We start from the raw sequence: 13615 nt of genomic DNA, 5'->3' as shown, positions 1-13615 counted from the left end.
CTTTTGCATGCTATATGCTGAGTTAACGTATGACGAGGAGTTGCGATGGCTATTGTGACAAAGCGCACGATTATGTCTTTATATTCTGACAGTGATGATGTTTACAGTCACCAGGTGAGAATTGTACTTGCAGAAAAAGGGGTTAATGTAGAAATTCTGCCCGCCAAACAAGGCGAAGCCTCGAACGATTTACTCTCTATCAATCCATATGGAACGGTTCCAACCCTGCTTGATCGTGAACTGGTTCTTTATGAGGCCAGAATTATAATGGAATATCTCGATGAGCGTTTTCCACATCCGCCTTTGCTGCCTGTATATCCAGTTGCAAGAGCCGAAGCCAGGAAAATGATGCATCGTATCGAGCATGACTGGTATTACCTTTTAATGCAAATTAAAAAGAATGAGCAGGCTGAAGAGGCTCGGCAGCATCTCTTGGAAAGTCTGATTAGCCTTGAGCCGGTCTTCGCTGATAAACCCTATTTTCTAAGCGATGAATTTTCTTTACTGGACTGCGCGATGGCCCCCTTATTATGGCGTCTACCGCAATTAGGCATTGAAGTTCCTGCGAAAGCAAAGGCCTTGCATACTTATATGCAAAGACTGTTCAAGCGGGATTCATTCCAAACCAGTTTGTCTGAAGTTGAGAAACAATTACGGGCTGCCTGATATGAGTATGACATCGAACAAGCCTTATCTGATTCGGGCTATCTATGACTGGATTGTTGATAATCATATGACCCCCTACATTCTGGTCAATGCGAATTATCCTGGTGTACAGGTTCCAGAGGCTCATGTGAATAATGGAAGAATTGTACTGAATATTTCGCCTCAGGCTTGCAGAGGTTTGCATCTTGAAAATGATCGGATTGTATTTACAGCCCGATTTTCGGGTGAAACCATGCAAATCTTTGTCATTCCAGCTGCAGTACTTGCAATTTATGCAAAGGAAAATGGTCGGGGCATGGAATTTGGCGAGGAATACCATGAGCCGCCACCAGCTCCCAGGGAAGAACCCAAGCGGCCCAAACCGGCCTTAAAGCTGGTTAAGAAAGATTCTGACTGATCGCTGATCTGCGATTGGCATTGAGTCTCAAGTTTGATGCCAGTATTGAAAGCTTTGTTATTCATAACTTTATTCGCCCATACCGCGGCTTGTTCGCGGTATCCAGGCAATGCTTGGTAAATATCATGGTCAAATCAACCACATCGCTGTTCAGTACCCGACAAATTCGCAACTGTGAACAATTAATGCAACAGCACTTGAGGTTTTCTGAAGAAGACCTGATGTTGAAGGCAGGATCTGGCGCATTTAAACTTTTACAAATGCAATACCCTGCTGTAAAAAAGCTGGTTGTGTTTTGCGGTGGCGGCAATAATGCCGGTGATGGCTATGTACTGGCTAAGCTCGCTCATGAGCAGGGCTATGCCGTGTTGATTAATCAGTTTAAGCTCACGGATCAGCTGCCTCCGGTTGCTCGTTTAATGGCTGAACGTGCTCAACAGGCTGGTGTGATTTTTCAATTTATGGAAGATACGCTGGATAATGATGCTGAACTGATTGTTGACGCACTACTGGGTATTGGCCTGGAAAATGATGTAAAAGAGCCTTTGCAGTCGGCAATTGACTTAATTAATGACAGTGGCTTACCCGTTTTATCTCTGGATTTGCCTTCAGGCTTACACGCCGATACCGGGGTTGCCCTTGGACATTGTGTCAGGGCTTCCTGCACTATTACTTTTATTGGTATTAAAACCGGATTAATGACAATGGATGGTCCGGATTACCGCGGACATTTGTTTCTTGACGAGCTGGATGGTGCTCCCTGTCTATCGCTAATTTCCCCTGCAGCAATTTTAATTGATGAAAGAGAATCCTTTAACCAGCTGGTTCCTCGACGGAAAAATACGCATAAAGGCGATTTTGGCCATGTATTGATTATTGGTGGTGGAGAAGGCATGCCTGGCTCCGTTTGCCTTGCTGCACTGGCCGCGGCCAGATCGGGAGCGGGTCTGGTGACGGTGGCTACCAAACCTGAGCATGCCGGGCGTCCGGTGATAGGCTTGCCGGAAGCGATGATTCATGGCATCAGCTCGATTAAAGACATAGAGCCATTAATTAAAAAGGCCAGCGTTTGTATAATTGGGCCTGGACTGGGTAGTGACAACTGGGCGATAGACCTGTTCAACGAGGTGATTGCCTCCCAATTGCCTATGGTCATTGATGCGTCGGCGCTGCGCATTCTCGCTGACAATCCGCAGCATGATGACAACTGGATTTTAACACCGCATCCCGGTGAAGCAGCCGGCCTCTTGCATTGTAAGGTGAAAGATATTCAAAAGAACCGCTTTGAAGCCGTATGCCAATTACAACAGCAATATGGCGGTCAAATTGTATTGAAGGGCGTGGGATCGCTAATACGCACTGATGCGGCGCAAACCTATCTTTGCGCCCAGGGAAATCCGGGGATGGCAAGCGCTGGTATGGGTGATGCCCTAAGCGGTATCATCGCAGGGCTTATTGCGCAGAAATTCAGTCTGGCAGACGCTGCCCGTCTTGGCGTGTGGCTGCATGCGGCGGCAGCGGATTTAGCGGCAGAGGAAGAAGGGGAGAAAGGCCTGCTGGCCAGCGATATCATGCCTTTTGTCCGTCTGCTGGTGAATAATAAGCTCCGCCTAAATCCAAAGGTCGGAATATAGTTGCAACGCAGTTATTACGATATAGTAGTTTAATAGTTGAGAAGACCGGTTCATGCAGAAAAAAATACTTCACATAGAGTTGATTGATGAAAGTGCGACGCAAGAGACTGCTTCTTTATTAGCTGCCTGCATTCACTCCCCTTTAGTGATTAGCTTCAGTGGGGAAATCGGGGCTGGTAAAACCACATTTATCCGCGCCTTGCTGACTGAGCTGGGTGTAAAATCGATTATAAAAAGTCCTACTTTTTCTTTGGTAGAAAGTTATAATTGCAATTCCTGGCCAATACATCATTTTGATTTATATCGTATCCACGATGAAGATGAGCTTGAGTTTATTGGTTTTCGCGATTATTTTGATGACAATGCGATAATTTGTGTGGAATGGCCAGAGCGGGCAAGGCATAGTATTAAAAGCCTGGATCTCTGGATAACACTCATGATAACTGGGAGCAGCCGTGAAATGATCATCGAATCGTTAAGTGCTGCTGGTGATAAGGTTTTGTTCTGCTTTGAAGGTAAAGAATGAAAATTCGGGTATTTATCCTTGGATTATTAACGCTTGTATCAGCAAGCTGTTTTGCTGCCAGATTACAATCAATTGAAATAAAAGAGCAAAACGGCAAAATGTCGCTTTTTTTTAGTCTTGACACTCCCATTGCACACAAAGTCTTCACTCTTACCAATCCCGATCGAGTGGTAGTCGATTTTGAGTCAACCGATCTGGTGTTCAATCTGAATCAACTGAAAGGGAATCAGCTCATCAAACGGGTGCGAAGCGGTCGTCCAAATCCGCAAACCTTACGTCTGGTATTTGAAGTGACTGATGTAGTTATGTTAAGAACCAGTCCCTGGGCTTCTTCAAAATCCAAACACGCATTCACCCTTGACTTATCTACCAATAATGGTCATGCGCAGGTTGCCAAACCGGTTAAGACGAGTACTAATTTAACGCCGCCAGCCCCGCCGGTGCGTCAGTTACCCGGCCGTTCTCTCAGAAATGTAGTGATTGTGCTTGATCCTGGGCATGGAGGAAAAGATCCAGGGGCCAAGGGGCCGCACCATAATTGGGAAAAGAATGTGACATTGGCTATCGCCAGTAAATTAAAGCATATTATTGATCGCCAGCCAGGTATGAGTGCTGTATTAACGCGCAAAGGGGATTATTATGTCGGGCTGCGCGAACGCCTTAATATCGCCAGAAAATATAATGGCGACGTATTTATCTCCATTCATGCCGATGCCTTTATCAATCAGCAATCCAATGGGGCCTCGGTATTTGCGTTATCTCAGCGCGGTGCCACTAGTGAAGCCGCTCGCTGGCTGGCGGAGAAAGAAAACTATTCAGAGCTTGGCGGTGTTAATCTGAAGGATCTTGATGACCAGAGTGGTCTGGTCCGAACAGTATTAATTGATTTATCGCAAACTGCGACCATTGGTGCAAGTCTTCATATGGGAGAAAGAGTATTACGAAATCTTGATACGATTACCCGTTTGCATAATCGAAGAGTGGAGCAGGCCCGTTTTATGGTATTAAAGTCCCCGGATATTCCTTCGATTCTGATAGAAACCGGTTTTATTTCCAATCCTCAGGAAGAAAGTAATTTAACCAATGGAAACTATCAGGCCAGGCTAACCCAGGCCATTTTCCAGGGAATAAAAGGCTATTTCTGGGATTACCCGCCGCATGGTACACAGATTGAGGCCTTGGCCAATAGCAAAGGGCAATTTCACCTGGTCCAGGCAGGCGAGTCACTGCCCAAAATTGCTGCCCGCTATAAAGTGTCTGTAGCCGCGTTGCAGGCGGCTAATCATCTGAATAATGGATCCATCAAAACAGGACAGCGTTTGACCATTCCTTCCGCCGTATCATGAGAATTCAGCAGTTACCTGTTGATGTCGCGAACCAGATTGCGGCAGGAGAGGTTGTTGAGCGGCCTGCTTCTATCGTAAAGGAGCTGCTGGAAAATGCCCTGGATGCCAAAGCCACACAAATTGCTGTTGATATTGGCTGTGGCGGCCTAAATCACATCAAAATCAGTGACAACGGGATGGGTATTCTCGCAGAGGATTTACCTTTGGCCATTGCACCGCATGCCACCAGTAAAATTTCCTGTTTAAATGACTTGTATTCCATAACCAGTATGGGCTTTAGAGGCGAAGCTTTAGCCAGTATCGCTTCAGTTTCCAGACTGAGTATCAGTTCAAAGCCGCCTAAGCAGGCGCATGCCATGCGTTGGGAGAGCAATACGCTGGTTCCCTGCGCAAGAAACCAGGGAACAACGGTTGATGTGCGAGATATATTTTATAATGCCCCGGTTCGTAAAAAATTCTTAAAGCCCGAACGCATTGAATTCCAGGCAATTGATACGGTTCTGAGACGTTTTGCGCTGGCCGCTCCTGAGATTGCAATACAGTTTAGTCATAATGGCAAATTGCTGTTAAATCTGATGCCGGCAGTTGATGAAGCAGGCCGCATGCAGCGTATTCAAAAAATTTTAGGCAAATCTTTTCTCGATCAATCCATTCATCTCGATAGTGAAATCAATGGCATAAGCCTGGAAGGTTTCATTAGTAATGTCGATTATCAACGCAGCCAGGTGGATAAATTATGGATTTATCTGAACGGGCGAATAATCAAGGATAAGCTTTTAAACAATGCCATCCGTCAGGCATACGAGGAATATCTTTATGCCGGCAGGCATCCATCCTGTTTACTGTATTTAAACATTGCAGCCAATCAGGTCGACGTGAATGTTCATCCTACAAAGCATGAAGTACGTTTTCAGCAGCCTCGCCTCATTCATGATTTTATCAGCTCACAAATTGCTGCTGTCCTGAAAAAATCCACGAACCAGGCAATTCCTGCCATCAGCCTGGCGGCTCCGGCCGCCACTTACGTCAGGGAAAGTCTGATTTTTCCCGTGATAGAAAAAGACGATAGGTTATTAAAACAGTCTGGCGCTGAAAGATGGTATATTTTAGACCCTGCCCATGCGATTATTCTTGTTGATGAAAAGCCATATCTTGTGCATGGCTCTGCTTTACAGAAACAAAACCTGAAAAGGCAATTGCTGCAAAGCAATCTTCCTTTGCCTGCTCGTCCGCTGCTGGTCCCGGTAAAATATACTGTGGAATCAGACCGCTTTACTAAAATAGCAGAGGCGAAAGAACTACTCGAGCATGCAGGTATCCAGCTTGTCTTCCTGTCTGAATCGGAAATAATGATCAGCTCTATTCCGCTAATGCTGCCCGATTTGAATATTAAGCAGTTTCTTGATTTATTTTGCACAGATTGTCCTTCCAGTTTTAGCGAAATGGTCGATTATCTAATGTCAGCCTATGAATTTTCCCTGTCGTTCACTTCCGATGAAATGAAGCAGGAATTATTTTTCTATTTAAAAAACCAATTAATGGAATCAGGTGATTTAAGCGGGATTGCAACTCACCTGAGCGAGCAGCGTTGTCGAGATTTATTACATGCATAATCGGGTGTTCTGTCTTATGGGGCCAACCGCCTCAGGTAAAACTGCTTTAGCCAGTCAGCTGGTTCAGCAGTTTCCATTTGAAATTGTCAGTGTGGATTCTGCAATGATTTATCGTGAGATGAACATTGGCACAGCAAAGCCAGACGAGGACGAACTTGCTGGAGCACCGCACCATTTAATTGATATTCTCAATCCCAATGAGAGCTACTCAGCCGCCCGATTTTGTGACGATGTGATACCGCTCATTAATGCAATACGGGCACGCGGTAACTGGCCTTTGCTGGTGGGTGGAACGATGATGTATTTCAATGCGCTTCAGCAAGGGCTTTCGGAACTTCCTGTTGCTGATGACAGTTTACGCAGCGAATTATCCCAACGCATTGTAAGCGAGGGATTAGAGTCGCTGTACGCAGAGTTATTGACTGTTGATGCCGCCTCTGCCTCACGCATCCATGCTAATGACAGCCAGCGGATTCAGCGCGCTCTGGAAGTTTATTACACAACGGGAAAACCCTTATCAGCATTTCTGCAGCAACAGGATAAAAAACATCAGTTTTCGTTTATCAATTGGGGTCTTTTTCCTGATAATCGAGCCTGGTTGCATGAACGGATTGCGATGCGTTTTGACCTCATGCTGGATCAGGGTTTTCTGGAGGAAGTGAAGCAGTTACAAAGTAAATGGTCTTTGACAATGGATTATCCCTCAATGCGTTGTGTCGGCTATCGTCAGGCCCTGAGCTATCTGGCCGGAGAGTACTCCTCGTTTGAGGAGTTTCGCATGAAAGGAATTGCTTCAACCCGGCAGCTCGCCAAACGGCAGTTGACCTGGCTAAGAAGCTGGGCGCAAATAGACTATTTCCCGCCTGAAGAAAGTAATACCATGCAGAAGGTCATAGCCAACATTCATAAAATAATGGATAATTCCTGAATTAACTTATCTACCCTAGTGTGATTAATGGAGAATTTCATGTCTGAGACTAGCAATATTCCGGCAAGTACTGAAAAAATTTATATCGTTCATCCTGAAGATTTGCCTTTAAGTTGTCCTACCCATGAAATGATACTGTGGAATGCTCATCCCAAGGTATATCTGCCTATCGAGAAAACAGGCAAGGAAGTATGTCCTTACTGCGGCTCCATCTTTGTATTGCAAAATGAATCTGCTTAATTCAATTTCTGGCTGATGTCATGATTAAATCGATATGTATTGTTCGCCTGTCTGCTTTAGGCGATGTATTGATGCTGGTACCTCTGGTCAGACGTCTGCAGGACTGCTTACCGAATGTTTCAATCACCTGGGTTATTTCCCGGCCAGCTTATGATTTGGTTGAGGGAATGGATGGTGTGGAATTCCTTGTAATCAATAAACCCGACTCTATTGCTGATTATTGGCGCTTTTACAAACAAATGCGGGGCAGAAGTTTTGATGTCTTACTGGCGCCTCAGGCAAGTTTTCGCGCTAATTTGCTTTACCCGTTAATCAAAGCAAAACGAAAAATTGGCTATGACGCCTTGCGTGCCAAAGATGGGCATGCCTGGTTTGTCAGGGAATCGATTGCCCCGGGAAATGATCATACTCTGGACGGATTTTTAAAATTTGCAGATGTGCTGGACATTCCTGAGTTAGCCCCGCGTTGGGATTTGCCAATTGCCGCAGCGGACTATGAATGGGCTGAGGATCATTTACCGAAACAAGGGCCTCTCCTATTGGTCAATCCTGCTGCCAGCAAACCGGAAAGAAGCTGGCTGGTTGAGCGCTACATCACAATGATTCGATATGCACAGCATAAATGGAATGCTCAGGTAGTACTGACGGGTGGGCCAGGATCCTGTGACAGGGATCTGGCAAATCAGATTTTACAGGAAGTTGACTGTGTCGACCTCGTCGGTAAAACAAAACCCAAGCAGCTTCTTGCCGTAATCAGTAAAGCCAGTTTACTGGTTTGCCCGGATACAGGACCCTCTCATATGGCTGCAGCTGTAGGTACACCGGTGATCGCTTTACATGCAGTGACCAGTGCAGATGTTTCAGGACCTTACACGTTTCGTCATTTGGCAGTAGATTGTTATCCAGAGGCGGTTACTTCCGTTTTGAATAAGTCCGCCAGCGAAAATGTCTGGGGAACGCATGCCCATGGGCCGGATACCATGAAGCTTATTACAGTGGAAGCAGTTATTAAAAGGTTGGATGAGGTGTTTCAGTCCGCTGCTATGACTCGCAGTGATGTTAGCATTGTCGATGCATTACCGAGTTAATATTCGCTTGAAGTGATTTTAATATAGCCATTATGTCTAAATGAGATTCGAAGCGAATTGCATAAAAACTCCAAAAAGTATAAAATTAGCAATATTACTCATTCCTATACAAAGCGGGGTTCTGGATGCCTTCTCTTTCATCTTCTCCTGAGACTATCAGCCAATGGCTTAATTCCTTTGACCATCTTCAAGAAGATGAGAAAGCACACAGAGTTCCCGGTAGTGATGTGAAACGAGTGTTAGGATTATATGGTCTAAAAACTGCCCAGCATGTCCATGAGTTCCTCGAATCCCCTGAAGGCAAAGAAGTAAGAGTCAGAATTTACAAGGAAATCGCTGCTCATGAAGCGATTATGGATGCCATGCGTTTAAAGGCGCAAGATGATTTAATCAAGGCCCACCGTGCTTTGGCCTATCTTTTAATGCAGCTCTCTGCCAAAAAAGCAAAAGCGCGAAAAGACTATAACGCAGAACTTGATAGACAAATACAGAAGGATTTAGCGCGTAACAAAGTAGTTCATGAACAGGGAGCGGTTAAACTGGAATTACCTGCTGGCAGAGAATGGGAACTAATGCTGGAGGCTTATGAAATATCGGAAGAGATTATCCATGTTGCATTGCAACACAGCCTCCTCGCTGCTGAGAAAGTTGAGGAAGAAATTGCGGAAATTGACCGCAAACAGCTCAAACTGACGCAGAAATATAATAGCTTACAGACTTTGCTTAATGAACACGATGCCTATCTGGAAATTATTTATCAGCAAGCCAATCCTGAACAAAGTATACAGCTAATTAATCAACGACTTGAGTCCTTTAATCCAGTTCCTCAGAATAAATTAGTCGGAAAACGCATTCATCAGCAAGCGGCTGAAATACACAGGCAGCAGTTGGAGAATATACTGGGTGTTCTGAAAAATGAAAAACGGATGTATGACGCCTCTGGTAACAAAGTAATTGATTTCAGACAGGCCGCCTTCTTTGTGCCTTCTCATTGTCAATTGCGTATGCAAGACCAGCATATTTATCTCTTCGAGCATGAAAATGAGCTTACGAATCGTCCCGTCAGGACACCTCATTTGATAGATCGAGCTCATAAAATTGGATTGCATCAGCATCGTGATATGCTGGGTACTCAGCAATTGCTGTTAATGAAACAGGCTCAGGATATGAGCCGGCTGGAAAAAAGAAGGAATGTGGCTGAAGAAAAGCGGTTAGACGTGCTTGAGGATGTTGCGAAATTCAGTAAAGCACTGATTGATATCCATGACGCCAAATTATTTGCGAGAGAGAGAGTCGCTGCCTACACATCCAATAATTACATTCCAAGGCCTCAGCCTGCTTTTCAGGAGGAAATGAAGGCAAGCTATGTACATATGCTTAGATTAATGAAATTGCAGCCAACCCCTCAGGTTATTGATAGTCTTAAAGCAACGGCAAAAGCAGCACAGGTTAAAGACCTGCCTTTGCAAACGGCGCTGAATGGGTTAAAACCGGGCTCGATAGTTCCACAGGAAACAATGAATCTTCTGAATCAGGGGGCGAGATTTTTCGGTGGTCCAATTCGTCCGCAGCCCCTTAATGGCGCAGTCAGGCCAGAGCTTAATCATACTTTTGCGGGGCGTTAGTTAGCTGCATAAAAGACCACACTCTACTAGACTAAGTGGAAGTCCTCTCTCCCAAGCTGGGAGAGGTTAGGGTGAATTTTAACCCCTCTCTCTAACTCTCTCCCCTGAGGGGAGAGAGGATTTAAGAAAAAAAATCCCCTCTCCCAAGCTGGGAGAGGGTTAGGGTGAGGGTTGATTTTTAAACCAGGGAGCAATCCTAGTGAAAATGGACTTCAGAAAAATATTAAAAAAAGTATGGGATAATTGGAATGAAGACAAAGTGGCTACTTTGTCTGCAGCATTATCCTATTACACTATATTTTCAATAGCGCCATTGTTGATTATTTCGATTGCAATAGCGGGTCTTGTGTTTGACCCCAGGATTGTCCAGCAAAACCTGCTGGCCCAATTGGGTGAAACCTTCGGAGACGCGCCGGCTGAGCAAATCAGACTTATGATCTCAACAGTCAAACCCTCCACTCATCTTATCGCAAAACTGGTCTCAATCATTATTCTGCTATTTGGTGCATCCGGTTTTTTTGGTGCCTTACAAACTGGCTTGAACAATATATGGGGGGTGACTCCCCGTGCGGATAGAGGATTTTGGGGACTGGTCAGCGATCGGTTTTTATCATTCACTTTAGTGCTTGGTGTAGGGTTTCTTCTTCTGGTTTCATTGATAATCTCTCTTCTTTTATCAATGATCAGTGCTGGCTTATTACAGCTTTTACCTCAGTTAGTCATTCTGGGTTACGGATTAAACATCATTATTTCTATGGCTGGAATAACCATTCTTTTTGCAATGATATTTAAAATCATCCCCGACGTATTATTGCAGTGGAGAGACGTCTGGCTGGGTGCTTTTTTGACTGCTTTAATGTTTACAATAGGCAAATTATTATTGGGACTATACCTTTCCCATTCCAATTTGGCAGAAGGATTTGGCGCATCGGGCGCGTTGATTCTCATTCTGGTCTGGATTTATTATTCCGCGCAAATCTTGTTCACTGGAGCGGAATTTACTAAAGTGTATTTTCATGAAAAAAATAAAACGATTCATCCGGCTAAACATGCAAGACTGGTAAAATAATCAACGTCAGCCTTATCAGGATATAATGAATCTTTGTTCGGGAGGAATTATGAAAAGATATTCAATCCTTTTGTTTTCACTGCTGAGTGTTTGTTCTAGCTCACCCTTTGCCAAGCAGTGTATTGATGCTCATCAGCTTTCCAGTATAGGAAAGGATATAAAACAATATACTAAACAGTTATCCTGTCCATTAAACTTGAAATCCTCTGATATCAACTGGGTGATGGACCAGGAATTACCGAAGCTGATTAACAAGCAGTTTCTGGGTGTTGAACCGCCAGCGGATTGGCAGAACATGAGTAAGCTGTTAATACTTAGCTGTTATAGTGAAGGTGATCTCTGCGATGCAAAAATTCAAAAAGAAGTGAGTACTTGCCTCACTGCAAATGGCGCTCTTTTATTGGTCAAATATGGTTCCTGGCTGTCTGATAACTGTGAAACACTGCAAAACAATGTAGTGAATAAATGGCAGGAGAAAAAGACTGTGGTGTATCAATTGATTGATGAAATATTTACTCGAATAAAGCCGCCACTGAGTAACTAGTGAATTCGTGAGCAGTTACCAGTGAAACTGGCGTGTCGAGGGACACGCCATAGAAAGATATTTTAGGAAGAAGAGGCCGGATTTTGATAATCAGAATTATTACTGCCTGCAGCCAGACCTGCATCGGGTTCTGCAGCGTGTGAATTTTGCAGTAGCAGAATAGTTTCTGTTAACAAAAGACGCTCTTGCTGCTGTCTGCTTAAATACATCTGATAGTTGATCTCGGCTAGTAAAACCGCAATTTCTTTTTGCACTGTGGCTGAGTTAGCGGTATTGATTTGCTCCACCCATTGTTGCTGAGTTTGTCCGCCGCTGCTGCTTTGATTGCTATTAAATAATCGCCAGGTAGCCATCGTATATTCACTTAAGGCCTGACTGGTCGTGTTACCTGAGGTTCCACTAAGATTTTGTGGCAGGCGTTTGGACAAAATATAATACAGATTACCAATTCCTACCGATACTTGCGCCGCGTAAGTGCGAAGACGCGTGAGATAATCAGTCAGTGTAGTCTGAGCTTGAATCTGATCCGAGGCTTCTGTATTTTTACTCAGATTCAAAGCCTTATTATAAAGTGAATCATAAGTATTTCTATCTGGTAGAGCGACCGGGTTGACCTGTCCGCTGGCATAGCGAATAAAGTTGGCGGCCTCCTGTACCTGATTATTGGCCGTTAAGCCCTGGTTCTGTGAGTCATCGGAGACGAGCGGGGAAGAAGTTGTTGTCTGACCGCCAGAATTCGTGCTGAACAGCATTGGAGAAAGGAGAGCGTTGCTGTTTAACTGTGAAACCAGCCCCTGCGTATAAGAGCTATTAAAAAAATCATCGGTGGAGGGCAGTGTGCCTATCACGTTTGACATTACCAGGCTACGGTACAGATATTTACATTGCTGCTTCCAGGAGCCGTCATTGTTAACACAATAACTGCTGTTAGGGGTTGTGAGAATGTTAAAAACTGCCTGGCTAACCGGATCTGACATATATTGCTTATTGGCTGTCTGATCAATCAGAGCGGAGGCACTGACGCCGCTTCCTGAGGTGCTGCCATAGGAAGGAAAGGTAGTTGCAGCCAGACTGTTAATAGTGCTGTTGCCCTGTGAACCGCCGTTCACAATGGGAGCGCCTTGTCCACTACTGCCATTGCTGGATGCACCTGGTGAAAGCAGAGCACCGAGAAAGCTGTAATAGCTGGATAGTTGAGGAGCTAAATTATTTTGAGAGTTAATCAGCAAATTACTGAAAGTATCCGAGCCGCCCCCGCCCTGACTGCAAGTTCCTCCGGTAGTACAATACTGGGTGATGTCATAACCAAAATATTTTCCAAGATTTTGCAGATAGGTAGGCAAATCACTTTGGCCGCCGCCACCGGCGTCATCAAGGCCTCCTGTTGGAACATCAGCAATCACAGTCGATGAGCAGAGTAACAGTAACACGGGTAAAGCCTGTTTCGGTTTCAATAGCATTTATTCTTCCCCTTCAAGAGCACGAGCAACTAGTTTTAAGCGATATTCTGAAAAAACGCGTCCCAGCAGGCGCAGGCGTTCAAATGTAATATTTCTTTTCAGAAAGAATCCAGCTGGATCATGGCTGCCCAGGCTGGTTTCTTCCGCATGGATCAGAATACGCGATGCACTGCCTGGATGTACAGTATCAATGGCTTGTAAAAGTCTCAGGCCGCGTCCTGACTTGATATTTCCTGCCAATCGAATGAATGCATCCTCCTGGCCCAGCATTCCCATATCGATTTTATCGATGTCATCAAGCTCTTCACCGAGCTTTTTGATAGCTGCTTCCAATTCCGGATTTCCATCCATTGTCCAGTCTTCCACGCTTTCCATAAAGGTAATAACGCGGTAGATCATTGGATCCACATATTCAAACCAATATTGGGCTGAAGCTTCATGACTTAGATCAGGCATACATTTACTCTTTTTTTACTGTC

The 13615-nt window shown here is 44.7% G+C and carries 14 protein-coding genes; 12 read left to right on the top strand and 2 right to left on the bottom strand.

All coding sequences use genetic code 11. The annotated features are described in order from the left end of the window. Positions 1 to 45: 45 nt before the first annotated feature. The 12 genes from B1207_RS11165 (at position 46) to B1207_RS11110 (ending at position 11676) form a co-directional block, all read left to right on the top strand. Positions 46 to 666, top strand: coding sequence for a glutathione S-transferase N-terminal domain-containing protein (locus tag B1207_RS11165; RefSeq protein ID WP_112220057.1), 621 nt, complete (start codon positions 46 to 48; stop codon positions 664 to 666). Between the two features lies 1 nt (position 667). Next, complete coding sequence (locus B1207_RS11160) at positions 668 to 1063, top strand: ClpXP protease specificity-enhancing factor (RefSeq protein WP_058507812.1); 396 nt, start codon at positions 668 to 670, stop codon at positions 1061 to 1063. Between the two features lie 125 nt (positions 1064 to 1188). Further along, positions 1189 to 2697 (top strand): NAD(P)H-hydrate dehydratase, encoded by a 1509-nt coding sequence (locus B1207_RS11155; RefSeq protein ID WP_112220181.1) that lies wholly within the window; start codon positions 1189 to 1191, stop codon positions 2695 to 2697. 52 nt (positions 2698 to 2749) lie between these two features. Further along, positions 2750 to 3223, top strand: coding sequence for a tRNA (adenosine(37)-N6)-threonylcarbamoyltransferase complex ATPase subunit type 1 TsaE (tsaE, locus tag B1207_RS11150; RefSeq protein ID WP_112220056.1), 474 nt, complete (start codon positions 2750 to 2752; stop codon positions 3221 to 3223). After that, positions 3220 to 4569 (top strand): N-acetylmuramoyl-L-alanine amidase, encoded by a 1350-nt coding sequence (locus B1207_RS11145; protein WP_112220055.1) that lies wholly within the window; start codon positions 3220 to 3222, stop codon positions 4567 to 4569. Before tsaE ends, B1207_RS11145 begins: the two co-directional genes overlap by 4 nt. Further along, positions 4566 to 6182 carry a DNA mismatch repair endonuclease MutL gene (mutL, locus tag B1207_RS11140; protein WP_112220054.1) on the top strand — a complete coding sequence of 539 codons (1617 nt, stop codon included), beginning with the start codon at positions 4566 to 4568 and terminating at the stop codon, positions 6180 to 6182. Before B1207_RS11145 ends, mutL begins: the two co-directional genes overlap by 4 nt. Then, positions 6175 to 7110, top strand: a complete 936-nt coding sequence (gene miaA, locus B1207_RS11135) for a tRNA (adenosine(37)-N6)-dimethylallyltransferase MiaA (RefSeq protein ID WP_112220053.1) — start codon at positions 6175 to 6177, stop codon at positions 7108 to 7110. Before mutL ends, miaA begins: the two co-directional genes overlap by 8 nt. A 39-nt stretch (positions 7111 to 7149) precedes the next feature. After that, positions 7150 to 7350: a zinc-finger domain-containing protein gene (locus B1207_RS11130; protein ID WP_112220052.1), complete on the top strand. Its 201-nt coding sequence runs from the start codon at positions 7150 to 7152 to the stop codon at positions 7348 to 7350. Between the two features lie 20 nt (positions 7351 to 7370). Then, on the top strand, positions 7371 to 8438 hold the full coding sequence (locus tag B1207_RS11125) for a glycosyltransferase family 9 protein (RefSeq protein ID WP_112220051.1): 1068 nt from the start codon (positions 7371 to 7373) through the stop codon (positions 8436 to 8438). 125 nt (positions 8439 to 8563) lie between these two features. Continuing rightward, on the top strand, positions 8564 to 10063 hold the full coding sequence (locus tag B1207_RS11120) for a hypothetical protein (RefSeq protein ID WP_112220050.1): 1500 nt from the start codon (positions 8564 to 8566) through the stop codon (positions 10061 to 10063). Positions 10064 to 10268: 205 nt separating this feature from the next. Continuing rightward, positions 10269 to 11132, top strand: a complete 864-nt coding sequence (locus tag B1207_RS11115; RefSeq protein WP_253255857.1) for a YihY/virulence factor BrkB family protein — start codon at positions 10269 to 10271, stop codon at positions 11130 to 11132. Positions 11133 to 11181: 49 nt separating this feature from the next. After that, the gene (locus tag B1207_RS11110) at positions 11182 to 11676 is read left to right on the top strand and encodes a hypothetical protein (RefSeq protein WP_112220048.1); all 495 of its coding nucleotides are present in this window, start codon (positions 11182 to 11184) and stop codon (positions 11674 to 11676) included. Between the two features lie 62 nt (positions 11677 to 11738). Here B1207_RS11110 and icmX read toward each other — a convergent pair whose 3' ends face one another. Both icmX and icmW read right to left on the bottom strand, forming a co-directional pair. Beyond that, positions 11739 to 13136 (bottom strand): type IVB secretion system protein IcmX, encoded by a 1398-nt coding sequence (icmX, locus tag B1207_RS11105; RefSeq protein ID WP_112220047.1) that lies wholly within the window; start codon positions 13134 to 13136, stop codon positions 11739 to 11741. Further along, on the bottom strand, positions 13137 to 13592 hold the full coding sequence (gene icmW, locus B1207_RS11100) for a type IVB secretion system protein IcmW (protein ID WP_112220046.1): 456 nt from the start codon (positions 13590 to 13592) through the stop codon (positions 13137 to 13139). It abuts the gene before it with no gap. Between the last annotated feature and the right edge of the window lie 23 nt (positions 13593 to 13615).

This window comes from Legionella quinlivanii (genome assembly GCF_003265995.1).
GTDB classification, from domain to species: Bacteria; Pseudomonadota; Gammaproteobacteria; order Legionellales; family Legionellaceae; genus Legionella_C; species Legionella_C quinlivanii_A.
Note: the sequence above shows the minus strand (reverse complement) of the source record. Positions and strands in the feature narration are given on the sequence as shown.

Bases quoted from the DNA above. Each gene is read 5' to 3' on its own strand.
- B1207_RS11155 (WP_112220181.1), top strand. From the start codon at position 1,189: ATGGTCAAATCAACCACATCGCTGTTCAGTACCCGACAAATTCGCAAC.
- icmX (WP_112220047.1), bottom strand. From the start codon at position 13,136: ATGCTATTGAAACCGAAACAGGCTTTACCCGTGTTACTGTTACTCTGC.
- B1207_RS11110 (WP_112220048.1), top strand. From the start codon at position 11,182: ATGAAAAGATATTCAATCCTTTTGTTTTCACTGCTGAGTGTTTGTTCT.
- tsaE (WP_112220056.1), top strand. From the start codon at position 2,750: ATGCAGAAAAAAATACTTCACATAGAGTTGATTGATGAAAGTGCGACG.
- B1207_RS11145 (WP_112220055.1), top strand. From the start codon at position 3,220: ATGAAAATTCGGGTATTTATCCTTGGATTATTAACGCTTGTATCAGCA.
- mutL (WP_112220054.1), top strand. From the start codon at position 4,566: ATGAGAATTCAGCAGTTACCTGTTGATGTCGCGAACCAGATTGCGGCA.
- miaA (WP_112220053.1), top strand. From the start codon at position 6,175: ATGCATAATCGGGTGTTCTGTCTTATGGGGCCAACCGCCTCAGGTAAA.
- B1207_RS11160 (WP_058507812.1), top strand. From the start codon at position 668: ATGAGTATGACATCGAACAAGCCTTATCTGATTCGGGCTATCTATGAC.
- B1207_RS11120 (WP_112220050.1), top strand. From the start codon at position 8,564: ATGCCTTCTCTTTCATCTTCTCCTGAGACTATCAGCCAATGGCTTAAT.
- B1207_RS11165 (WP_112220057.1), top strand. From the start codon at position 46: ATGGCTATTGTGACAAAGCGCACGATTATGTCTTTATATTCTGACAGT.
- B1207_RS11125 (WP_112220051.1), top strand. From the start codon at position 7,371: ATGATTAAATCGATATGTATTGTTCGCCTGTCTGCTTTAGGCGATGTA.
- B1207_RS11115 (WP_253255857.1), top strand. From the start codon at position 10,269: ATGGACTTCAGAAAAATATTAAAAAAAGTATGGGATAATTGGAATGAA.
- icmW (WP_112220046.1), bottom strand. From the start codon at position 13,592: ATGCCTGATCTAAGTCATGAAGCTTCAGCCCAATATTGGTTTGAATAT.
- B1207_RS11130 (WP_112220052.1), top strand. From the start codon at position 7,150: ATGTCTGAGACTAGCAATATTCCGGCAAGTACTGAAAAAATTTATATC.